Annotated in this window: 18 protein-coding genes and 2 tRNA genes; 16 read left to right on the forward strand and 4 right to left on the reverse strand. The window is 68.7% G+C overall.

Annotated features, from left to right (window positions below):
- The first annotated feature begins 21 nt into the window (after positions 1 to 21).
- The 10 genes from ACFQV6_RS26190 (at position 22) to ACFQV6_RS26235 (ending at position 12452) form a co-directional block, all read left to right on the forward strand.
- Positions 22 to 945 carry an ABC transporter ATP-binding protein gene (locus tag ACFQV6_RS26190; RefSeq protein ID WP_378030233.1) on the forward strand — a complete coding sequence of 308 codons (924 nt, stop codon included), beginning with the start codon at positions 22 to 24 and terminating at the stop codon, positions 943 to 945.
- Positions 945 to 1703, forward strand: a complete 759-nt coding sequence (locus ACFQV6_RS26195; protein WP_378030234.1) for an ABC transporter permease — start codon at positions 945 to 947, stop codon at positions 1701 to 1703. The genes ACFQV6_RS26190 and ACFQV6_RS26195 overlap by 1 nt, the downstream gene beginning before the upstream one ends.
- A 1-nt stretch (position 1704) precedes the next feature.
- The gene (locus ACFQV6_RS26200) at positions 1705 to 2514 is read left to right on the forward strand and encodes an ABC transporter permease (RefSeq protein WP_378030235.1); all 810 of its coding nucleotides are present in this window, start codon (positions 1705 to 1707) and stop codon (positions 2512 to 2514) included.
- Positions 2515 to 3162: 648 nt separating this feature from the next.
- Entirely contained in the window at positions 3163 to 4287 is a 1125-nt protein-coding gene (locus ACFQV6_RS26205; protein WP_378030236.1) for a YihY/virulence factor BrkB family protein, read from the forward strand.
- Between the two features lie 436 nt (positions 4288 to 4723).
- Positions 4724 to 5953 (forward strand): ROK family transcriptional regulator, encoded by a 1230-nt coding sequence (locus ACFQV6_RS26210; RefSeq protein ID WP_378030237.1) that lies wholly within the window; start codon positions 4724 to 4726, stop codon positions 5951 to 5953.
- 176 nt (positions 5954 to 6129) lie between these two features.
- Positions 6130 to 7635 carry a sugar ABC transporter ATP-binding protein gene (locus ACFQV6_RS26215; protein ID WP_378030285.1) on the forward strand — a complete coding sequence of 502 codons (1506 nt, stop codon included), beginning with the start codon at positions 6130 to 6132 and terminating at the stop codon, positions 7633 to 7635.
- On the forward strand, positions 7632 to 8639 hold the full coding sequence (locus ACFQV6_RS26220; RefSeq protein ID WP_378030238.1) for an ABC transporter permease: 1008 nt from the start codon (positions 7632 to 7634) through the stop codon (positions 8637 to 8639). Before ACFQV6_RS26215 ends, ACFQV6_RS26220 begins: the two co-directional genes overlap by 4 nt.
- A gap of 35 nt (positions 8640 to 8674) precedes the next feature.
- Positions 8675 to 9712, forward strand: a complete 1038-nt coding sequence (locus tag ACFQV6_RS26225) for a substrate-binding domain-containing protein (protein ID WP_378030239.1) — start codon at positions 8675 to 8677, stop codon at positions 9710 to 9712.
- Positions 9713 to 9721: 9 nt separating this feature from the next.
- Positions 9722 to 10912, forward strand: a complete 1191-nt coding sequence (locus tag ACFQV6_RS26230) for a Gfo/Idh/MocA family protein (protein WP_378030240.1) — start codon at positions 9722 to 9724, stop codon at positions 10910 to 10912.
- A gap of 637 nt (positions 10913 to 11549) precedes the next feature.
- Complete coding sequence (locus ACFQV6_RS26235) at positions 11550 to 12452, forward strand: hypothetical protein (RefSeq protein WP_378030241.1); 903 nt, start codon at positions 11550 to 11552, stop codon at positions 12450 to 12452.
- Positions 12453 to 12527: 75 nt separating this feature from the next.
- On the opposite strand, the gene ACFQV6_RS26240 is transcribed toward ACFQV6_RS26235, so the two are convergent.
- A complete protein-coding gene (locus ACFQV6_RS26240; RefSeq protein ID WP_378030242.1) occupies positions 12528 to 15152 on the reverse strand; it encodes a putative bifunctional diguanylate cyclase/phosphodiesterase in 2625 nt (874 codons plus the stop codon).
- Between the two features lie 270 nt (positions 15153 to 15422).
- On the opposite strand from ACFQV6_RS26240, the gene ACFQV6_RS26245 reads away from it, so the two are divergent.
- Complete coding sequence (locus tag ACFQV6_RS26245; protein WP_378030243.1) at positions 15423 to 16430, forward strand: sugar phosphate isomerase/epimerase family protein; 1008 nt, start codon at positions 15423 to 15425, stop codon at positions 16428 to 16430.
- 64 nt (positions 16431 to 16494) lie between these two features.
- On the opposite strand, the gene ACFQV6_RS26250 is transcribed toward ACFQV6_RS26245, so the two are convergent.
- Positions 16495 to 16836, reverse strand: coding sequence for a hypothetical protein (locus ACFQV6_RS26250; protein WP_378030244.1), 342 nt, complete (start codon positions 16834 to 16836; stop codon positions 16495 to 16497).
- 205 nt (positions 16837 to 17041) lie between these two features.
- Here ACFQV6_RS26250 and ACFQV6_RS26255 point away from each other — a divergent pair.
- From ACFQV6_RS26255 to ACFQV6_RS26275, 5 genes are all read left to right on the forward strand, one after another.
- Positions 17042 to 17114: transfer RNA gene (locus ACFQV6_RS26255), tRNA-Asn, on the forward strand.
- Between the two features lie 225 nt (positions 17115 to 17339).
- Positions 17340 to 18605 carry an NAD(P)/FAD-dependent oxidoreductase gene (locus ACFQV6_RS26260; RefSeq protein WP_378030245.1) on the forward strand — a complete coding sequence of 422 codons (1266 nt, stop codon included), beginning with the start codon at positions 17340 to 17342 and terminating at the stop codon, positions 18603 to 18605.
- The gene (locus tag ACFQV6_RS26265; protein WP_378030246.1) at positions 18602 to 18727 is read left to right on the forward strand and encodes a hypothetical protein; all 126 of its coding nucleotides are present in this window, start codon (positions 18602 to 18604) and stop codon (positions 18725 to 18727) included. Before ACFQV6_RS26260 ends, ACFQV6_RS26265 begins: the two co-directional genes overlap by 4 nt.
- An 84-nt stretch (positions 18728 to 18811) precedes the next feature.
- A tRNA-Ile gene (locus ACFQV6_RS26270) sits at positions 18812 to 18885 on the forward strand.
- A gap of 1067 nt (positions 18886 to 19952) precedes the next feature.
- A complete protein-coding gene (locus tag ACFQV6_RS26275) occupies positions 19953 to 21674 on the forward strand; it encodes a hypothetical protein (RefSeq protein WP_378030247.1) in 1722 nt (573 codons plus the stop codon).
- Positions 21675 to 21714: 40 nt separating this feature from the next.
- On the opposite strand, the gene ACFQV6_RS26280 is transcribed toward ACFQV6_RS26275, so the two are convergent.
- A complete protein-coding gene (locus tag ACFQV6_RS26280) occupies positions 21715 to 22212 on the reverse strand; it encodes a plasmid pRiA4b ORF-3 family protein (protein WP_378030248.1) in 498 nt (165 codons plus the stop codon).
- Positions 22209 to 22994: a hypothetical protein gene (locus ACFQV6_RS26285; RefSeq protein ID WP_378030249.1), complete on the reverse strand. Its 786-nt coding sequence runs from the start codon at positions 22992 to 22994 to the stop codon at positions 22209 to 22211. The genes ACFQV6_RS26280 and ACFQV6_RS26285 overlap by 4 nt, the downstream gene beginning before the upstream one ends.
- Positions 22995 to 23000 lie beyond the last annotated feature (6 nt).

Consider the following 23000-nt stretch of genomic DNA (forward strand, 5'->3'; position numbering starts at 1 on the left):
CCCGTCTTTAGGGTTCCGGGTGTGAAGTCCCTCATCCACGCGCGCGGGTTGGTCAAACGGTTCGGCGGGTTCACCGCTGTCGACGGCATCGATGTCGATGTGCGGGCCGGCGAGGCGTTCGGCTTCCTCGGCCCCAACGGCGCCGGCAAGAGCTCCACCATGCGGATGATCGGCTGTGTCTCGCCGCCGACCGACGGGGTGCTGACCATCCTCGGGATGGATCCGCGGCGCGACGGTCCCCGCATCCGGGCCCGGCTCGGGGTCTGTCCCCAGCTGGACAATCTGGATGTCGAGCTGACCGTCCGGGAGAATCTGACGACCTACGCCCGGTTCTTCGGCATCCCGCGCAAGGTGGCCCGCGCCCGGGCCGACGAGCTGCTGAGCTTCGTGCAGCTCGGTGAGCGTGCCGACAGCAAGGTGGAGCCGCTCTCCGGCGGGATGAAACGGCGGCTGACGATCGCCCGCGCCCTGGTCAACGAGCCCGAGATCGTGCTGCTCGACGAGCCGACCACCGGGCTCGACCCGCAGGCGCGGCACCTGGTGTGGGAGCGGCTGTTCCGGCTCAAGCAGCAGGGCGTGACGCTGGTGCTGACCACCCACTACATGGACGAGGCCGAGCAGCTCTGCGACCGCCTGGTGGTGATGGACGGCGGCCGGATCGCGGCGGAGGGCTCACCGCGGGAGCTGATCGAGCGGCACTCCACCCGTGAGGTGGTCGAGTTGCGCTTCCAGACCGAGGACCAGGGCACCTATGCGGAAAAGCTGAACGGCATCGCCGAGCGGGTCGAGGTGCTGCCCGACCGGGTCCTGCTCTATGTGTCCGACGGCGACGACGCCCTGGCCGAGGTGCACCGGCGCTCCCTGAGCCCGGCCAGCGCCCTGGTCCGGCGCAGCAGCCTGGAAGACGTCTTCCTGCACCTCACCGGCCGGACACTGGTGGACTGATGACCGCTTCTGCGTACGTGCTGGAATACCACCTGGTCAACTACCGGCGGACCTGGCGGTCGAGCGCGCTCTCCACGCTGGTGCTGCCGCTGCTCACCATGCTCGGCTTCGGGATCGGTGTCGGTGGTTATGTGCGGGGCGGCGTCGAGAATGTGGCGTATCTCGACTGGATCGTCCCGGGCCTGATCGCCTCCGCGGCGGTGCAGACCGCGATCGGCGAGTCGACCTGGCCGGTGCTGAGCTATTTCGAGTGGCTGAAGGTGTATTTCGCCCAGGCTGCCGCCCCGCTGCGGGTCTTCGACATCGTCACCGGTCACCTCGCCTTCATGATCTTCCGGGTGCTGCTCTGCGTTGCCGCGTTCCTGCTGGTGGCCGCGGCCTTCGGGACGCTGCACTCGTGGTGGGCGCTCGCGGTGCTGCCGATCGCGGCGCTGACCGGGCTGGCGGTGGCCACGCCGGTGATGGCCTTCAGCGCGAGCGTCACCAGCGACAGCTATCTGGCGATCCTGATGCGGTTCGCCGTGCTGCCGATGTCGCTGTTCTCCGGGGTGTTCTTCCCGGTCGAGTCGCTGCCCGAGGTGCTGCGCTGGGTGGCGTGGGCGCTGCCGCTCTGGCACGGGGTCGACCTGAGCCGGGCCGCGACGCTCGGTGTCGCGCCCGGTCCGGAGGCGCTGTGGCAGGTGGCGTTCCTGGTCGGCTGGGCCGCCGCGGGGTGGTTCCTGACGGTCCGGCGGTTCCGTAAGCGGCTGGTGGTGTGAGGTGCTGACTCTCCTGTTGCCGAAACGGGTCTCCTTCGAGGGGACGGCCCGGCGGTCCGCCTCGGTGGCCGAGCGCAACGTCGCCGCGCTCGGCTCCGCGTACTGGCTGGTCATGCTGGGCGGCTTCCTGGAGCCCGTGCTCTACCTCTTCTCGATCGGGATCGGGGTGGGCAAGCTCATCGGCGACATCACCCTGCCGGGCGGGGTCGTGGTGGGCTACGCCGAGTTCGTCGCCCCGGCGATGCTGGCGTCGTCGGCGATGAGCGGGGCACTGTCCGAGACGACCTTCAACTTCTTCGGAAAAATGAAGTTCATGCGGCTGTACGACGGCGTGCTCGCCACTCCCGTCCGGCCCATCGAGATCGCCCTCGGCGAACTGTCCTGGGCCATGATCCGCGGCAGCATCTACTCGGCCGCCTTCCTCGTGATCATGGTGCTGATGGACCTGACCACACCGGCCCGAGCCCTGGCCGCCTTCCCCGCCACGGTGCTGGTGGGCTTCGCCTTCGGCGCCCTGGGCATGACGGTGTCCACGCTGATCCGCAGCTGGCAGGATTTCGACCTGATCGGCTCGGCGCAGTTCGCCCTCTTCCTCTTCTCCGGAACCTTCGTCCCCGCCACGGCATACCCGGCGGTGGTGCGCTGGCTGGTCGAGGTCACCCCGCTGTACCGGTCGGTTGACCTCGTCCGCGGCATCACCACGGGGACGGTCGGCTGGGTGCAGGTCGTCGACGTGATCTATCTACTCGTGCTGCTCGGCGTGTGCCTCACCGTCGCCGGCCGCCGGATGGAGCGTCTGCTGTGTAAGTGAGGTTGGTTCGCCGCTCGGCCGGCCTTGAGGGGTCCAGCCCCCTGAGGGCCGTCCTCCGGGGGCGTCCTCCGGTGACCGGCCGCCTGCCAGCGGGCATCGATCCCGCCGCCGTCGCCCGCTGGCCGGGGGTTCGACCTCGCCGGCCGCCGCCCGCCCGCCGCCGCCCGGCCGCCGCCCGCCGCCGCTGTCCGCTGCCGGGCATCCGCCGCCGCCATCCGCCGCTCTGCCCGCCCGCGGTCTAGCTTTGGCCACTGCTGCTGGCGGCTCACCTGCGATCTTGTTGTTGCCGCCGCGAAGGTTTGTGTGAGTGGCGATTTCGGCGTTGGTAGGCGCACACGTTGGAGTTGCGTGTGCGCTGACATGGCGTATGACGTGGGTAAACGTGCACGCAACCTCAATGTGTGCGCCGATTCGCCCTTGCAACCGTCTCGCCGCGCGACGCCGGCTGGTGCGAGCCGGAGAGCGGGACGGGGCGGGGGATCGGTGGGGATGATCTTTGCTGGCTGGGCGGTATTTCGGCGGGAAGAGAAGGAGGTTAGACGGGGCGTTTGCCGGGCATCAAGCATTCAGGTCGTATTCGCACGTCGTGGCGGGGAAGAGCGTCGGCGAGCGACCGGATCTGTTGTGTCGCCCGGAGGGAACCCCGCGATGAAACTTCGTCACAAGTCCGAAGAAGAGCCTGGAAGTCACGCCTCGGCGGACACGCATGAGGGTGAGGAGGCTCGGCATCGGGGTGCCTCCGACTACGACACCGCTGCCGCCGCGACGACCCGGACCGGTGAGGACCGTGAGCCCGACCTCGCGGCGCCCGGGCCGGACGCCGGGCCGGACAGCCCCACCCAGTTGAAGGGCAAGGGGATCTGGGCCGCCGTGAAGCGGACCTTCAAACAGTTCTCCGAGGACAACATCTCCGACTGGGCGGCCGCTCTCACCTACTACGGTGTGTTGTCGATCTTCCCGGCGGTCGTGGTGCTGGTCTCCCTGCTCGGTCTGGTCGGCACCGACGGCCAGAAGGCCGTCACCGACGCGGTCGACGAGATCGCACCCAACGATCAGCTGCGCGGCCTGGTCAACACGGTGCTCGGCCAGGTTCAGGATCAGGGCAGCGCCGGGCTGGCAGCGATCATCGGTATCGTCGTCGCCTTCTGGTCGGCGTCCGGCTACATCGCCGCTTTCATGCGCGCCTCGAACGCCATCTACGACGTGCCGGAGGGCCGGCCGGTCTGGAAGACCCTGCCGATCCGGGTCGGCGTCACCGCGCTGGTCGGCGTGATGCTGGTCGCCTCGGCCGCCATCGTCGTCTTCACCGGCGACATCGCCCAGGTGGTCGGCGAGAAGATCGGCCTCGGCGGGGTGGCCGTCACGACCTGGAACATCGCCAAGTGGCCGGTTCTGGTGATGCTGGTCAGCCTGATGTTCGCGGTTCTCTACTGGGCCTCGCCGAACGCAAAGACCGGCGGCTTCCGCTGGATCAGCCCGGGCGGCATCTTCGCGGTCATCCTCTGGGTGGCGGCCTCGGTGGCGTTCGCCATCTACCTGGGCAACTTCGCGAACTACAACAAGACGTACGGCACGCTCGGTGGTGTCATCGCCTTCCTGGTCTGGCTGTGGATCTCCAACATGGCGATCATGCTCGGGGCCGAGCTGGACGCCGAGCTCGAGCGTGGCCGGGCCATCGCGGCCGGGCACCCGGCTGACGACGAGCCGTTCCTCGAGCTGCGGGACACCCGCAAGCTCAAGAAGGGCAGCGAACAGGGCCTCAGCCAAGGTTGACCCGCGCCGGGTCGTTGACCCGCGCCGGGTCGCGCCCGGGCGACCGGTTTCGGGTCGCGCCCGGACGACGTGTTCGACGAATCGCCACATCCGCAGCAGGTTGCGGATGTGGCGATTCGCTTTGTGGTCGGCGTCCGGGCACTGCACGAAGGGCGAGCGGTGCTGACTGCGGCCTCGGGAGTGCCGACGGTGCCGGAACCGCGCCTGTCCCCGTGGCATTGGGCGCGGCGGCGGGGGCGCGGGGAGCTGTGCCGGATTGCTGTCAGACCCGTCTGGTTGTCGTCTTCGTCCGGCGCAAGAGGGGGCACCGAACGGCGGGGCGGCGCTCATACTTTCGCTTCGTTATGCAAAAGTTTCTTTTGATCATGCAGAAGGTATGGACCGGTACGACGGAACTGGCCTACTGTGACGGGCACCACTTCATCGGAGGTGTTCGTTGTTCGTGACCGATGCACCTCACCAGCGGATCCTGCGCATGCTGCGCGACGAGGGTCCCGTCTCGCGTGCTGAGCTGGGCGATCGCCTCGAGCTGAGCCGTCCCCGGTTGCTCGCCGAGGTGGAGCGGCTGGTGGCGAGCGGGCTGATCGCCGAGGCCGGGATGGCGGCGTCCCGTGGCGGCCGCCGGTCCACGCTTGTCGAGCTTCACCCGGGTCTGCGGTTCGCCGCGGTCGATCTGGGCGCCACTTCGATAGACGTCGAGGTGACGAATGGGCGGCTGGAGCCGCTCGCGGCGTATCGGGAGAGTGCCGACATCCGCTCCGGCCCGCGGGCGACCCTGCACCGGGTCAACGACCTGCTGGCGAAAGCGCGCACCGACGGCGTCTACGAGCGGCTGGACGCTGTCGGAATAGGAGTTCCGGGGCCGGTGAGCTTCCGTGACGGCGTGCCGGTTTCGCCGCCGATCATGCCGGGCTGGGACCGCTATCCGGTGCGCGAGCTGCTCGCCCGGGAGAACAACTGTGTCGCCGTGGTGGACAACGACGTCAACATCATGGCGATCGGCGAGCGGCACGGCGGTGTCGCGCACTCGGTCGACGACTTCCTCTTCGTCAAGATCGGGACTGGGGTGGGCTGCGGCATCCACCTGGCCGGTGCGGTCTTCCGTGGGGTGGACGGGTGCGCCGGCGACATCGGGCACATCCAGGTCGAGGCGGGTGGGCCGGCCTGCTCCTGCGGCAACAGCGGTTGTCTGGAAGCACTGTTCAGCGGCGCCGCGCTCTCCCGGGACGCGCTCGCCGCGGCCCGCTCCGGTGAGTCGCCCGCCCTCGCCGCCCGTCTCGCGGCTGCCCGCCCGGCACGATCCGGCTCGTCCGCCCGTGCCGGTGGCACCGACTCCGGTGTGGTCATCACCGCGAAGGACGTCGCGGACGGTGCCGCCGAGGGTGACATCACCTGCATCCGACTGATCCGCGACGGCGGCCGGCGGGTCGGCGGTGTTCTCGCGACGCTGGTCTCGTTCGCCAACCCGTCGATGATCGTCATCGGGGGCGGGTTGGCGCAGCTCGGTCACGTGCTGCTCGCCGAGATCCGCAGCGTGGTCTATCGCCGCTCGCTGCCGCTGGCCACCGGCAACCTTCCCGTTGTTCTCTCCGAGTTGGGCAGCCGCGCCGGCGTCACAGGCGCCGCGGTGCTGGCCAGCGACGCCGTCTTCGAGCAGGCATCATGACGACACCGACACCCAACCCGGCGCCAGGCCCTGAAGAAAGCCGCGCCGAGACCACCAACGAGCCGAGCAACACGACCACCAACGAGCCGAGCAACACGACCACCAACGAGCCGAGCAACACAGAGACCCGGGCGGAAACCCGCCCGGAGACCCGCCCTGAAGAGGGCGACCACGAGGTGGTTCTCCGTCTCCACGACGTGGTCAAGGAGTTCCCCGGCGTCCGGGCCCTCGACGGCGTCCGCCTGGAGGTCCGGGCCGGCGAGGTCCACTGCCTCCTCGGCCAGAACGGCGCCGGCAAGTCCACCCTGATCAAGGTGCTCGCCGGGGTCCACCACGCCGACGCGGGCGAGGTCACCTGGCTGGGTGAGCCGTTCGCTCCGCCCACACCGCAGGCCGCCATGCGAGCCGGAATCGCGACTATCTACCAGGAGCTTGATCTGGTCGACGACCTCTCGGTCGCGGAGAACGCGTTTCTCGGCCACGAGCCCAGTCGCTTCGGTTTCACCAGGCGCCGCGTCACGTCGTACCGAACGAAGGAAATTCTGACCCGGCTGGGCCACGCGGAGATCGCCCCGCGCCGGGCCGTGCGGACCTTGCCGGCCGCCGCGAAGCAGGTGGTCAGCATGGCGCGGGCGCTCTCGCACGACGCCCGCCTGATCGTGATGGACGAGCCGAGCGCGGTGCTGGCCCACGACGAGGTGGAGAACCTGTTCCGGATCATCCGGGAGCTGACCGCGCAGGGCATCGCCGTCATCTACATCTCGCACCGGCTCGACGAGATCCGCGACATCGGTGACCGGGTCACCGTGCTCAAGGACGGCCGGACCACAGCGGCGAACCTGCCGGCTCGCACCACGCCGACGAAGGAGCTGGTCAGCAAGATGACCGGCCGCTCCATCGAGTATGTGTTCCCGCCTCGCGAGGAGTCGTCGGCTGCGGCGGAACCTCTGCTGGTGGTGGACAACCTGACCCGGTCCGGCGAGTTCGCCGGCGTGAGCCTGACGGTCCGCCCCGGCGAGATCGTGGGGGTCGCCGGGCTTGTCGGTTCCGGCCGGTCCGAGCTGCTGGAGACCATCTTCGGCGCCCGCCGCCCGGACGCCGGCACCATCTCGGTGGCCGGCAAGCCGATCCGCAGTGTCGGGTCCGCGGTGCGCAACGGCATGGGGATGGCACCGGAGGAGCGCAAGAGCCAGGCGCTGCTGCTGGACGAGCCGATCTTCAAGAACATGACGCTGGCGTCGTTCGCCCGGTTCGCCCGGGTGGGTTTCACCGACACCGGCGGGGAGCGGGCCGCGGCCGAGCGGACCGCCGAGTCGCTGGAGCTGCGACCGCGCGGTGTGGTCCGCCCGGTGCGCACGCTGTCCGGTGGCAATCAGCAGAAGGTGGTGGTCGGTCGCTGGCTGCTCGGCGAGACCCGGCTGCTGCTGCTCGACGAGCCGACCCGGGGCGTGGACGTGGGCGCCCGGGCCGAGCTCTACCAGGTCATCCGTGGTCTCGCCGACACCGGCGTCGGCGTCCTGCTGGTCTCCAGCGAGGTGCCCGAGGTGCTGGGCCTGGCCGACCGGGTGCTGGTGATGCGGGAGGGTCGCCTCATCCACGAGGCTCCCGCCGCTGAGATCGACGAGGACACCGTTCTGAACCTCGTCATGGCGGGTTCGCTGCTGGAAGGGGAGCCGGCATGATCACAGAAACAGTGCGTTCCGAGAAGCGGGACGCTCGTCGCCTCGACGAGGGGACAGTACGCAACCTCGGCCTCGTCGCCGTGCTCGTCGCTCTGGTGATCATCGGGATCATCACCAGGCCGGAGCTGTACAGCGACCCGTCCTGGGTGCGCAACAACATCCTGACGATCCTGCAGCAGGCGTCCGCGATCGGTGTGGTGACGGTAGGGATGACCTTCGTCATCATCGGTGGTGGCATCGACCTGTCGGTCGGGGCGATCATCGCGCTCGCCGGGGTGTGGTCCACCACGGTGGCGACGCAGAGCTTCGGCGCGACTGGGATGATCTTCACGGCGATCGTGGTCGGTATGGGTGTCGGTTTGGTCAACGGCGTGCTCATCGCGTACGGAAAGCTTGTCGCCTTCATCGCCACGCTCGCCATGCTGGTGGCCGCCAGAGGTCTCGCCGCGCAGATCTCCGGCAAGCAGACGCAGATCTCCACCAACGACACCATCAACGGCATCGCCACCACCCGGATTCTCGGCATCCCGCTGCTCGTGATCCTCTTCGCGGCGGTCGCGGTGGCCGGCTGGGTGCTGCTGAACCGGACCACCTTCGGCCGCCGCACCGTGGCGGTCGGCGGCAACCCGGAGGCGGCCCGCCTGGCCGGTATCAACGTGAAGCGGCAGACCCTGCTGCTCTACGTGCTCTCCGGGCTGTGCTGCGGCATCGCGGCGATCATGCTGACCTCGCAGGCGACCAGCGCACAGGCCGCCACCGCCAACCTCTACGAGCTGGACGCCATCGCCGCGGCGATCATCGGCGGCACGCTGCTCAGCGGTGGCCGCGGCACGATCGTCGGCGCTGTCCTCGGCGTCCTGGTCTTCTCCACCATCACCAACCTCTTCGCGATCAACAACCTCCCGACCGAGGTCCAGAACATGGTCAAGGGCGGCATCATCGTCGTCGCCGTCTTGATCCAGCAGTTCAACTACCGCTCCATCACCCAGATTTTCAAGCGATGACCCACCCCCGAAATAGTCTCAGGACGGGAGCAATAATGTCCTCATTGTCCCGTAGGCGCATTCTGTTCGGCGGCGCTGCCGTCGGTACGGGTGTCCTGCTCACCGCGTGCACCAGCAACGACACCACCAGCAACGCTCAGGTCAACACGAACGCCAGCAACGACAACTCCGCCGCCGGAGCGAAGGTGGTGATCGGGTTCTCCGCTCCCGCCGCCGACCACGGCTGGATCGCCGCGATCACCAACAACGCGAAGGCTCAGGCCGCGCAGTTCTCCGACGTCGAACTGAAGATCACCGAGGCCGGCGCCGACGCGGCTGCCCAGCGGGCGGCGATCTCCACGATGATCGCCCAGAAGCCGAGCATCATCGTGATGCTCCCGCACGACGGCAAGGAACTGAACGCGGCCGCCGAGGAAGCCATGCGAGCCGGCATCCCGGTGGTCAACCTGGACCGCGCCTTCCCCTCGCAGGACGCCTACCGGCTCCAGCTCAAGGGCGACAACTACGGCATGGGGCTGGCCGCCGGCACGTACATCGGCGAGCAGCTCAAGGCCAAGGGCACCGCCAACCCGATCATCGGTGAGATCGCCGGGATCGACTCCCTCGAGCTGACCCAGGAACGCTCGAAGGGCTTCGTCGACGCTCTCCAGGTCCACGGCTTCAAGGTGGCCAACCGGCGCGCCGCCGACTTCACCGTCAACGGCGGCCAGGCTGCGGCCGCCGACCTGCTCCAGGCGCTGCCCAGGATGGACGCGCTCTGGAACCACGACGACGACCAGGGTGTCGGTGTGCTGGCCGCGATCGACCAGGCCAACCGCAGCGAGTTCTTCATGGTCGGCGGCGCCGGCTCGAAGGCGGCGATCGACGCGATCGCCAAGGACGACAGCGTGCTCAAGGCCACCGTCACCTACAGCCCGTCGATGGCCTCCTCGGCGGTCTCGCTGGCTCGCCTGATCGTCCAGGGCAAGGGGATGAGCGACCTGGTGGAGCTCCAGGTTCCGAAGGAGATCATGCTCGCCTCCGAGACGATCACCAAGGAGAACGCCGCCCAGTACAGCAAGCTCGGCTTCTAAGGGGACAGAATGTCGCAGGACCTGCGAGTCGGCATGGTCGGCTACGCGTTCATGGGGGCCGCGCACTCGCAGGCCTGGCGCACCGTCAATCACGTTTACGATCTACCGCTGCGCGCCAGGATGTCTGTGGTTTGCGGCCGCTCCGCCGATCAGGTGGCGGGCGCGGCCGCGAAGCTGGGCTGGGAGGGGCACACCACCGACTGGCGGTCGATCGTGGACAGCGATGAGGTGGACCTGGTGGACATCTGCACACCGGGTGACACCCACGCCGAGATCGCGCTTGCCGCGCTTGCCGCCGGCAAGCACGTTCTCTGCGAGAAACCCCTGGCCAATTCGGTGGCCGAGGCGCGGGAGATGGCTGCGGCCGCCGCTCGTGCCAAAACCCATGGGGTACGGGCGATGTGCGCCTACAACTACCGCAGGGTGCCCGCCGTCGCCCTCATGCGTGACCTGGTCGCGTCCGGACGGATCGGAACCATCCGTCACGTCCGGGCCGCCTACCTGCAGGACTGGATCGTCGATCCGCAGTTCCCGCTGGTCTGGCGGTTGCGTAAGGAGATCGCCGGTTCCGGTGCTCTCGGTGACATCGGCGCGCACATCGTCGACCTCACCCAGTTCGTCACCGGCCAGTCGATCACCGCTGTCTCGGCGCTGACCGAGACGTTCGTGCGGTCACGCCCACTGCCGTCGGCGTCGTCCGGGCTCTCCGCGGCCGGCAACGGCGCCGCCGTGGGGGACGTCACTGTGGACGACGCCGCGCTCTTCCTGGCCCGGCTCGACGGGGGAGCGGTCGCCACGTACGAGGCCACCCGTTTCGCCACCGGCCGGAAGAACGCGCTGCGGGTCGAGCTGAACGGTTCGCTCGGTTCGCTCGCGTTCGACTTCGAGCGGATGAACGAACTGGAGTTCTACGACGGCACCCTGCCGACGGCGGAGCAGGGGTTCAGCCGGATCCTGGTGACCGAGGAGGATCACCCGTATGTGGCCGGATGGTGGCCGCCGGGGCACGGGCTGGGGTATGAGCACTCCTTCACCCACGAGGTCCGTGACCTGATCGAGGCGATCGCCGAGGGCCGGGACCCGGCTCCGTCGTTCGCCGACGCTCTCCAGGTGCAGCTGGTGCTGGACGCGGTGGAGCGGTCCGCCGCGGGTGGCAGCTGGACCGACGTCGAGCCCGTGCTCGAGCCCGTTCAGGGCTGAACCCACCAGCTGGCTCTCAGGGGTGCCTTCCGGTCGTTGAGGCGCCCCTGGGGACCAGCTGAAGAATGCCGGCTGGCTCTCAGGGGTGCTTCACGAGTGCTGAGGCAGCGCTGGGGACCAGCTCGCTGAGTGTCCGCCGGGAGCGGCGAGGGACGGCGTGGTTGCGCCCCGCGCCGGCCGGTCCGCGGCGGGTGATGCGGATGTGCGGGCTACTCGCCCGTGCATCCGCATCGGCGTGCTACGGCACGCGGCGGACGCACGAGCAGTCGACCAGTGCATGTCCGTTTATGCAAAACATGAACACGTACGCCGTCCGAGAACGCTCTCTTTGGACGGTGCGCGGAAAGCTACTCGCTGGTCACCGGCGTAACGTGAATCGACGTACATGTATTTGGTGGGCCGCTTCTGATCATGTTGTGGCCGGTCATGACGTCGCACGGTGGGTGCGCCGGTGATCCCTCTCACGCCGCACGCTCGTATCCGAGGACAGGCATCCACGGACGGAGGCGGCGATGAAACCCCGATGGTGCGGAGTCGGTCCATCGAGGATCGGCTCCGAGATGGTCCATACTGGAGGCGTCAGCACGAGCGAATGCACGTGCACCTGCACGGGTGACCTCGTCCGGGGAGGAAATTGATGCGGCTGCGACATCCCTCCGGCCGGATCGTGCACCTCAGTTGCGGCATCAGCCTAGACCAGGCAGAAACTCTGAGCGCCGCTGTCGATCATCTCGACGCCGCCACGTCGGCACTGCGGGCTCGCTTCGGCACCGGCACCCTGGGCGTCGCGCTCCGGCTGCCACTGCCACTCGCCGCCGCCCTCGCCGACGACGGGCGTGCCCGCACCCGGCTGCGTTTCGAACTCGACGCCCGCGGGCTCGAGGTCGTCACGTTGAGCGGCGGGTCCGACGCCGAGGGCGGCGGCGAGGACCCGGTGGCCGACTGGAGCACCCCGGGCCGCCTGCGGCACACCCTCGAGCTGGCCCGGATCCTCGTCGACCTGCTGCCCTTCGAGGAGGTGCGCGGCGCCGTCGCCACCTGTGGCCTCGGCCGCCGCGACGGGTGGGACGAGGCCAAGGACCGCGACGTCGCCCGCCACCTCGGCCGCCTCTCCGGTGGGCTCGCCGACCTCGCCTGGCGGGTCGGCCGTGCGGTCCGCGCCGGCTTCCAGCCCGGTCCCGGCCGCGTGCTGGACAGCCCCGAGGAGACGGTCGCCGCACTCACCCGGGTCGACAAGGACCGGCTGGGCATCTGCCTCGATCTCGCCACCGTGCTCCGCGACTGGCCGGATCCGACCGGTGGCATCGACCGGCTCACCGACGCCGGGCTCTCCGTCATCACCGCCCGGATCACCGACCCGAGGGCCGCCTGGCAGCCGGTCCTGCGGCACCTGCTCGCCGCCGACACCGCGCGTACCGAGTACGTCGACCTCGACACCCCCGGCGACCACGAGCAGACGGCGAGCGACCTGGCGTACGTGGTGGAGGAACTGACCGGCATCGGCCTGGTGCCGGAGCAGCAGCCCTGCACCGCTCCCTGATCCCGCCCGGATCCCGCCCTGAATAAGCCCGTCGGGCCTTCAGCGTCAGGGCGGCGGGCAGATGCGTTCGGGTGGTCAGCTGTTGCCGTGGGACGCGTCCCGGCTGCGCTCCAGCATCGCCTCGAAGTGCTCCGCCGGTGCCGCTCGGCCGAGCAGGTCACCCTGGCCGAGCCGGCACCCGGCCGTCCGTACGGCGTCGAGGTCCGCCGGCGTGGAGACCCCGCACGCGATCACCTCCAGGCCGAGCCGCCGCCCCAGGATCACCACCACGTCCATGATCTCGCCGAACTGCCCGAACTCGCCCTGGTCGATCTTCAACAGGTCGATCGGGAGCACCCGCAACCGGCTCAGCGACGTGGGCCCCGCGCCGAAGTTGCCGACCGCGGTCCGCACCCCGTACGCCCGCAGCTCACCCAGCCGTGGCCCCAGATCCTCACCCTCCTGGCTGAGGTCCTGCTCGGCGACCTCGATGACAAGCGCCGACGGCGGGAGCCGGTTGACCTCCAGCGCAGTCCGCAGGCTCACCTGGAACGCGGGGTCGAGCAGCTCGCGCGGGCGGACCGGAACCGCGAGCCAGAGCGACTCGTGCTGCCGCCGCCACTCGGCGAGCAGCCGGCACGAACGCTGTAGCACCCAGTGCCCGATCTGGTGGAGCAGCCCCAGTTCCTCGGCCTGGGCCAGCAGCTCGCCGGCCGGCACCGGGCCGAGCGTCGGATGCCGCCAGCTGATCAAGACTTCGACGCCTGCCGGGCGCTGCCCGGGAAGCTCGGCGATCGGCTGGTAGTTCAGGTCGAACTCGCCGCGGGAGACCGCCCCCGGCAGGTCCTGTTCGAGGGTCGAGCGGCGCAGCAGTCGAGCCTCCATCTGCTCGTCGTACCACTCCACCGACGCCGGGGGACCGGAGCGCGCCGACCGCAGGGCGAGGCCGGCCCGGCGGATCACCTCGTCGACCTCGGCCTCCGCGGTGAGGTCGGTCAGGCCGGCCCACGCGGACAGGCGCGAGACGGTGCCGGCCACCGAGTAGGGCGCCGACAGCACGCTGAGCAGCTGACCGGCGAGCAGGTGAGCGCGGACCGCGCCGCATCGGGTCAGCACCGCGAACCGGGTCTCACCCAGCCGGGCCGGTACGTCAGCGCTGTCCACCTGGTTGCGCAGCCGCCGGGCGGCCTCCACCGCGACCACGTCGGCGACGTCCGGGCCGTGCACGTCGCCGATCGCGGTCAGCCCGCTGAGCTCGATGACGATCAGCGCACCCGGGTCGTGGATCAGCTCCGCCGCGCGGCGCAGCCCCTGCCGGTTGGCCAGGCTGGTCTGCTGGTCGAGATGGGCCGCCTGGCGCAGCGCCTGCTCGAGGTTGCGCATCTCGGTGACGTCGCGCACGTGCACGACAAGGGTCCGGCCGGGCTCGGCCGGGTCACCGCCGCTTGTTGTCCACTCCGTCTCCCGCCACCGGCCGAACCCGTCCCGGAGGCGGACCGCGACGCTCTCCCCGGGTGAGGCCGCGCCGGTGACCAGCCGCGCGGCCAGGAACGTGTGCAGGGTGTCGGCCTGCTCGGGGTCGACCAGCACCGACGCCGCCCGGCCGAGGACCTCCTGGTCGGACAGGCCGAACTGGCGCGCCGCGGCCGGTGACTGCCAGCGCACCGCCAGGTCGGCGTCCAGGATCATCGCCACGTCCGCGGCGCCGAACATCAGGCTCCGCAGCCGGTTGCCCTGGTCGGTGAGGTGCTCGGCGTGCCGGCGCAGGGCGATCGCGGAGACCCACTCCCGGGCCGCCACGGCCACGATCGCCGTGGTGGCCAGGACTATCGACATCGGGTCCAGGCTGTGGCCGTTGAGCAGGTGGTACACGGTGCCCAGCACCGCCGCGCCGATCGGCAGCGCGAGCAGCGGGAAACTGGCGGACGGCTCGCTGCCCGCGGGGGCCATCGGGTGCGCGTCGGGGGAGATGCGGACCGAGCCGTACCAGAGCAGCCCGGCGGCCACGTTGACGGCGGCGGCACCGGCGAAGGCCCCGATGGCCGCGTTCGGCTCGAACGGATAGTCGATGCCGACGACCAGCGCCGTCAGCCCGATCAGGGAGAGCGCCGCGCCGGAACCGCACCACAGCAGGGCCGCCCGGTGCCGGATCGCGTGGACGCCCGCCACAGCGACGACCGCGGTGGCGGCACCACCGGCGATCAGCGCGGTGATCGCCGCACCGCGTGGCGGGCCGGCATTCTGGAGCAGGAGCCAGGGCGGCAGGATCAGGCAGGCCGCGCCGCCCACGGTGTCCAGCCCGACCCGCAGGCGGGCCAGCTGGTCGCGGCGCTGCAGCGGGCGCAGGATCGCCGGCAGGTAGGTCAGTGCCACCAGGAAGAGGGCGACGAGCGGGATCTCCGTGGGCAGCGGGACCTCGGCGACCAGCACGTCGGGCGCCACCACGACGGTGACCGCGCTGGCCGCGCCGGCTCCGGCGGTGAGCAGCACGCCGCAGCCCAGCGTCAGCACGCGCAGGCGGGGCCCGCCCGACCGGCCGGAGGCCGCTGCTCGGAGCATCACCACGGCGATCCCGGCCGAGCACGCCGTCAGCAGGCCCGCGCCGGCGGACGGCGGGAGCAGGACGAGGCCGGTGGTCAGCGTGACGGCGGCCAGGATCGCGAGCGCGACGAGGACGGCCGGCCGGTTGGTGCGCCACTCGGTCGGGGGTTCACCTGTCATCGGGGGTCATCCAGGTGTTCGGAAGGGGCAAAATGATCCTCACCCGTCAACGAGTGGCGGATGCTTTGGTTACGGCCTTTCTTCAGCACCGCGCCCTTCCGCCTCGGTGCCGCGCCGCCGTAGAGTCGCTGTGGGGCCACCCGCCACGACGGGCGGGCCGGCGGGAGGCGCAAACCCGTCCGGCACGACGCGTGCCGCATCGGCGTGGCGATGCCCCGTGGCCGGTTCTCCCTCGCCGGCCGGCTAACGCCAGCCACCAGGGAGGGAAAGATGGCACGACCCATAACGCTCTTCACCGGCCAGTGGGCCGACCTGCCGTTCGAGGAGGTCTGCCGGCTCGCGTCGGAGTGGGGCTATGACGGCCTGGAGATCGCCTGCTGGGGTGACCACTTCGAGGTGGACCGGGCGCTCGCCGAGGACGACTACGTCGACCGCAAGCACGAGCAGCTCGCCAAGCACAACCTGAAGTGCTTCGCGATCTCCAACCATCTGGTCGGGCAGGCGGTCTGCGATCACCCGATCGACGAGCGGCACCGCGGCATTCTGCCGGCGGCGATCTGGGGGGACGGAGACCCCGAAGGGGTACGGGTACGCGCGGCCGACCGGATGAAGGACACCGCCCGGGCGGCGGCCAAGTTCGGTGTGCGCACGGTGGTCGGCTTCACCGGATCGTCGATCTGGCACACGCTCGCCATGTTCCCGCCGGTTCCGCCCGAGATGATCGAGCGCGGGTACGCGGACTTCGCCGAGCGGTGGAACCCGATCCTCGACGTGTTCGACGAGGTGGGCGTCCGGTTCGCGCATGAGGTTCACCCGAGCGAGATCGCGTACGACTACTGGACCACCCGGCGGACGCTGGAGGCGATCGGGAACCGGCCGGCCTTCGGGCTGAACTGGGACCCGTCACACTTCGTCTGGCAGGACCTCGACCCGGTCGGGTTCATCCTCGAGTTCGCCGACCGGATCTATCACGTGGACTGCAAGGACGCGAAGGTGCGGACCGGCGACGGGCGGCGCGGGCGGCTCAGCTCCCACCTGGCCTGGGCCGACCTGCGGCGTGGCTGGGACTTCGTCTCGACCGGGCACGGCGATGTGCCCTGGGAGGACTGTTTCCGGGCTTTGAACAGCATCGGGTACGACGGACCGCTGTCCATCGAGTGGGAGGACGCCGGAATGGACCGGCTGGTCGGAGCTCCCGAGGCCATCAAGTTCGTACGCCGGCTCGCCTTCGATCCGCCGTCCGCCGCGTTCGACGCCGCTTTCTCGTCGGACTCCTGACGACTCTTTGCTCAGACGTCGAAAGGCCGCCCCGAGAGCGGGGCGGCCTTTCGACGAAACGGTCTCAGTAAGTGGTGCTGGTGCCGGTGGTTCCGGTGCGGCTGCTCTTCGAGGTGGCGAGGGTGTCACTGGACGCCAGCAGCTCGTCGGTGCTGTCCGAGCTGGAGGTGCCGGTCGTGCCCGTCTGCAGCTTCTCACCGAGCTTGGACGACTGGATCTTGTCCTTGCCCTCGGTGTAGAGCTTGTTCGCCTGCGCCTGGGCGACACCGGCGGCTTCCTGCACCGACGGGTGCTGCCAGACCTTCTGAGCGTTGGCCCGGATCTCTTCGTACTTCTCCCGGCCGGCACGGCTGCCCATGACGAAGCCCGCCGCGAGACCGGTAAGGAACATCAGCTTTCCGCGCATGATGGCGGCTCCTTCCGTTGGATGACGCGCGTGCGTCTGGGGGTGGCATACCCATCCTGTCCCTCCGCTACTCCCCGGATCCAGGTTTCGGGCATGTCACCCCGCCACTGACCACGGGTGGGTATCCCGTTGGTGGGGCGCCTGTGTGGTCATGTAGTCTGTTCTCCGTCGCCAGGGAAACCGGGCGGCACAGGTGGTAGAGCATTCCCCGATAGCTCAATTGGCAGAGCAGCCGGCTGTTAACCGGCAGGTTATTGGTTCGAGTCCAATTCGGGGAGCTTCTTCGAATCCCAGGCCGGCGGCCTGGGATTTTCTGTTTCACGCGGTGCGCCCGGGGAACCACCCGAGCCGTTGCGAAGCCACCGCTTCCGGCGGCACGCTTCGACCGTACCGATGCATGCATTTGGCCTTGGGGCCGAAGGCCTGCTGGCTCTTTCGCCTCCCAGGTCGCGCGTGCCCGGTTACGCTGAGTCCCGCGTTGATTAGCAGCCTGTGAGGTGTTCATGTCGCAGCCGGTAGAGGTGGACGTCGTCATCGTCGGCGGCGGGCTCGCCGGGCTGTCCGCTGCCCGCCGGCTCGACCGCGCCGGCGTGGAATGGCTGCTCGTGGAGGGGTCCGACCGCATCGGCGGGCGAGTCGCCACCGACGTCATGGACGGCTGGCGGATGGATCGCGGATTCCAGGTGCTGAACACCGCCTATCCGCGGCTGCCCGCCCTCGTCGACGTCGACGCACTCGACATGCGTTACTTCACCTCCGGCGTGCTGGTGCGCCGCGGCGCCGGCCTGCACCGCCTGGAGAACCCGCTGCGTGATCCGCTAGCCACGCCGCAGACCCTGACCTCGGGTGTCGGCACCTTCGCGGACCGGCTCAAGTTCGCCGCGCTGGCCACCAAATGCGCCACGCTGCCGCCCGACAGGCTGCTCGACATCCCGGAAACCACCACCCAGGAGATGCTGCGCAACGCCGGCCTCTCCCACCGGATCATCGAAGAGGTGCTGCGACCGTTCTTCTCCGGCGTCTTCGCCGAACGCACCCTCGACACGTCCAGCCACGTCGCCGCCATGGTGCTGCGCTCCTTCACCCGCGGCCGCATCGGCGTCCCCGCCTCCGGCATGGCAGCCCTGCCCGCCGCCATCGCCGGCCCGCTGCCCTTCCCGCAGCTGCTGATCGGCGCCCGCACCCTCTCGATCGGCCCAGGCCTGGTAGTAACGGAGGGCGGCGAGATCCACTGCCGCGCCGTGATCGTCGCCACCGACCCGCTGACCGCCGCCGCCCTGCTACCCGGCCTGCCCCGCCCCGACGTGCACGGCCTGACCACCTTCTACTTCGGCGCCGACCACGCACCCATCGACGAGCCCATCCTCCTGCTGGACGGCGACCGCCGCGAGATCATCGCCAACACCGTGGTGTTGAGCAACGCCGCGCCCGAGTATGCTCCCGCAGGCAAAAGCCTGATCGCCGCGTCAATCGTCGGCGTCTCGGCCCCTTCTAGCGCCTCCGAAGCGGTCATTCGGGTCGAGTTGTCCCGGATCTACGGTGCCCCGACCGACGACTGGGAACTGCTCAACGTGGTTACGGTGCCCCAGGCCCTGCCTGCGGCCCGCGCCCCCCAGTCCCGCCTTCGCAAACCGGTCTCTCTAGGCGATGGTCTCTTCGTCGCGGGTGATCATCGCGACAGTCCCTCCCTCCAGGGTGCGATGGCCGGCGGCTGGCGAACAGCCGGCGCGGTCCTGGAGTCGATCGGCGCCCAGGTCGGCGCCTCATGAGCGAGATCAATCCGGAGAATTTCGCCGAATTCACCACACAGGATGGGCCGGAGGAGGCGTCGGTGGGTGAGGACGGGATACCGGAGGCGGATGGATCTTCAGCCTCCGGACATGGTGTCTGACCCTCAGCTTCTGCCGAAATCCCTGGTGCGGTGATAGATCGCTAGCTGCGGGAGCGGGGCACGGGATAGGATCGCCGCCGGTACGGGGCGGTAGCTCAGTGGGTTAGAGCAGGGGACTCATAATCCCTCGGTCGCGGGTTCGAGTCCCGCCCGCCCCACTCCACCAGCCTGTGGGCGACCCCCAGACCCCACGGTGCGGTGGTCGCTCCAGGCGCGGTGGTTGCGCTATCGCATCGGTTCCGCCCTTGTGAGTCTGCCCGGCAGTGCACCAAGCACCCTTCACTAGCTGCCGAGCGAGTTGCGCCGAGCGGTCGCTGGCGAGGTCCGCAACACGCTGCTTACGGGTCAGGTGGCTTCCGGATCGCCGCGCGGGATAGCGATGGCGGCCTAGATCGTGGTGATGACAGCGTCCTCGGACAGGGCGGTCGCAGTCGTGATTTCTGCAGCCCGATGTGCCCCTGTTCCCGTCAAGCCGAGCTATCACGCCCGGCCCCGTCGAGGCAGTGACCCGCATGGTGAGCGGCCCTCAGATATTCGCTGGGCTGATCCGTAGGGCTGATGATGCCTATGCCGTCGCAGGAGCGCGGTCCGGCATGGCACGCTGGGGGCAGGATCCGCCGAGGAGGTGAGGTGATCCGATCCTCACATTCGCGACGGTCCAGCCAGGTGCCCTCAGCGCCGGCGCGCGGGTCAGGAAGCAGAATCTTGACCGGAACGCTCCCCGATCGCCTGCTCCACAGGTCGGCGAAGCTGTCACGAGTGATTTCGTTGCCCCGGCTAGTGAAGACACGCACCCATTTCGCATCACGCAAGTCGTCGGCAAATGCTGCGTTCGCCATGGACTGCTTCGGGTATGTTCGAGCGACACCGGCTCCGGTCAGCCGCGAGAGCCAACTGATCAATCTTCCGCGAAGCCTTCTTGATCCAAACCAAGCGATCCCCCCACCAGCAGGCTTGCGATCAACGAACTGAGTACTCCCCAAGTGAACTCCACGAGTCATCCCCTTCCGCAGTGCCTCTATTCTCGACACTTGTGCAAGCCGAGTGGCCTCCCGCAGCGAACCCGGGCCTGACTTACGGAGAATGCCGTTCGTGGGCGAGTGGTGTTCCGCGGACCCCTGAGGCGAAGCAGGCGAGGAACTCAATCCGGCCCCGTGGGCTGGGTATCTTCCGGGCCAGGCCACCGCTCCCCCTACTCCTGCTTCTGGCTGCCAAGGAAGGACGGTTGGTCGGATCGGCGGACGCTTTCGCCGTCATTGAGCCGCCGATTGCTCGGATGGCCGAGTGGAACTCGGCGATGCGGGTGCTGCCACGAAATGTGCGTGCAATCGCCTGGCTGGCCCGTGCTTGGCAGTTCATCCTGCCTTTGGCCCCGGCAGCGTTTGCCATGTCGGTGGCGATCCCACTGGTTCTCGTCCACAGAGCGAACGCTTTCACCGCCCTGGTGTTGATCCTGGCAGGCTTGGCGGTGCTGGTCGGCGACATGATCGTCTCTGTGATCCGGCTCGCCGGGGAACTCGTCCGGTCGAGCAGCGCGAATGTTGCAGAAAGTGAGATCATCGGCAATGAGATTCGGGGGCACCGCTGGACCATCGTCTTCTGCCATGCAATCGATCCCGCTGATGCGGCACGGCTCAGCACGGAGGCTTTGCGGCGAGTCGCAACATTGACGGACGCGATGTTGCCCGTAGATCGTGCGTTCGGTTCCGAATATGTCGGCGTTCGTGTCGAAAGTTTCACCGGCCGCGATGTCAGAGGCGTACTCGGATCCCTGGCTTCACTCGAACGGATCCCGCAGACGGATTGGTTCGTCATCGGTGCTAGGAAGAACTTCAGCAGGCCCGATCACGCGGCTGTCCGGCCGTTGAGTGTCGTACGGCTCATGCTGACGGCTACCACCCTTTGTGTGCTGGTTTCGGCGCAGATCGTCGCCTCGTTCGAACGCCAGGCATGTTTGACTCCTGACTGTGGTGATCGACCGATCACCTACCCGCGGGCACTGCGCTGGATCATCGAGTACGTCTTCTTCCAGTTCCCGGGATCGACGACCTGGCAGGCGCAGCTGCTGGGATTGCTCGTCATGGTCGCCGTTCCGGTGATCACGCTGTGCGTCGTCATCGCAATACATCAACGGATTCAGTACCGACGCGCGAGGAGAAATCTCATGTACGGGGCCCTGGAGCGGATGGCAGCCGAGCCGACCGTGGCGATTCTCGTCGTCAATGAGACCGAGTCCAAAGCGTTGGAGGATGCCTTCATCTCCCGCTCACCTCGCCTTGTCCCGCAGACCGACAGGGTCGGTGGCAAAGCCGTGACCAATCTCGGAGTCCTTGGCGGGGCTCGTATCGTCATGGCACAGAGTGAGCAGGGCACAGTTGGAGCCGGCTCGATGCCGTGGACCGTCGACAACCTCGTCAAGAATCTCGATCCGGCATTCCTGATCCTGACCGGCATCTGTTACGGCTTGGACTCCCGAGAGTTCGACGGTGGAAAGCAGAACATCGGTGACGTCGTGGTCGCAACTCAACTGCGCGCCGTGGAGCATCGTAAGGTGACGACCCGTGCCGATGGTTCTTGGTACGAGATCAGCCGAGGCCCTCGCCCCGAGGCTTCGAGTGACCTGTTGAGCCACGCACGCGTTCTTGGTCGGGCGCGGGAGCCGGCGGTTCACTTCGGCCCTCTTCTGTCGCTCAACACTCTGGTCAACAACCCGGAGGAGCGCGCCAGATTGCGTGTCCTCGACGAGGAGGCTATTGCCGGAGAGATGGAGGCGGCCGGTCTCTACGCTGCCGCTGTCCAGGCGAAGCGCGACTGGATCATTGTCAAGGGCATCTCTGACTGGGGCGTGGGAAAGGTCGATGACTCTCAAGCCCCAGCGGCTCGCCATGCCGCAGACTTCGTCGTTGACCTGATCGTCCAGGTCGAACCCGGGGCTCGGCGTGATTGACCGCGCGCTGGCTCGTTCGTTCAGGCCGGTCCTGCGTTGATCAGCGGCCCAGCCTTCCGGCGATCATCACCGTGGCGATGCGCCGGTTGGCGTCAGCGGGGTCGAAACGCGCGGGATCGAAGTCGGCGCCCTGTTCCAGGCCCAGCCATCGTCGTAGATCGTCGTGATCGGTATGGTGCGGGTCGGCGAGCGCGTCGAGCAGTTCCTGGTAGCCGGTGGTGCCGCCGCAGTCTTCCGGTGGACAGGCGCGAGCACCGTCCGTGCAGGCCGGGTATCGCCCGGTCGGCTCGGCGGATACCAGTTCCTCCAGCAGCACCTCGTGCGTCCAACTGTCGCCGAAGTCGTACTCGTACCCGAACGTGTCTCCCTCGCGGGCGGCTAGGTCGCGGAACGCGGCCTTGCTTTCGTCGCGCAACGGAAAATCGAGGCAGGGCGTGCCGTAGTGGCCGGTGGGGTGGATGAACATGTGCAGATGTGAGTTGGTCCAGCCCATCGCAGCCTGGATGACACGGTCGAGCCGGTCCAGGCGCAATGTCACGGGCACGAGCAGACGTCGCCACACTGGTGGGTCGGTGTCCAGCAGAGTGACCTTGATTGAGCGATCTGAGCACCAGGCTGCACCGCAGCGAACCTGGCGCTCAGAACCTTCTCGGCGGCAGGGGACAGGTGCAGTGTTTCGCCGTCCTCGGCCAGCGCGCCGAACGCGACCAACTCGCGGGCTGCACGGTGCAGGTCGCGGTCGGTGGCCTTGCGGATGTGCCCCAGTTGCTCCGTGGTGGCTTCGTCCAGGTAGTAACGGGTGGAGAGGACGGACCAGACCTGTTCCTGCGCCTTCTCGATGCGCGTGGCACCACCGCCTCCCGCGATGCTGGCGAATAGCACGGTCATCCCGTCGCTGAAGTCCTCGCCGAGCAACGAGGCGAACCAGCCGGGCGGGCAGAGTGCTGGGCCGAGTTGGTCGAAGGCCGCGAACATGACGGTCCACAGCTCCACTGGCCGGTCCAGCAGTCGCTGATTCGTCTTGACCGGCACCAACCGGCCGTGCACGACTCGGAGAAGCCCGGTTGCCTTGGCCCAGGCCACCACGAGCGCCAGCCGGGGAAGGTCGGCGCTGCTACGGGTGCGGAACCTCCGGGTGCCGATCACCGGGTCGATCTCGTCGCCAATCTCCAGGAGAGTGACCAGCTGCCCTGCATCGGCCATGGTCAACTGTCCGGTCTGGGTCAGTTTGCGGCCCGAGCCGACCCAGCGGGTCAAGGCGACCACCTGCCGTACGGCAGGTGCGGATGCTGCAGCGGCGGCCAGATCATCCTCAGGCATCCCGTG

It is taken from the genome of Actinoplanes sp. GCM10030250 (genome assembly GCF_042666575.1).
In the GTDB taxonomy this organism is placed as follows: domain Bacteria; phylum Actinomycetota; class Actinomycetes; order Mycobacteriales; family Micromonosporaceae; genus Actinoplanes.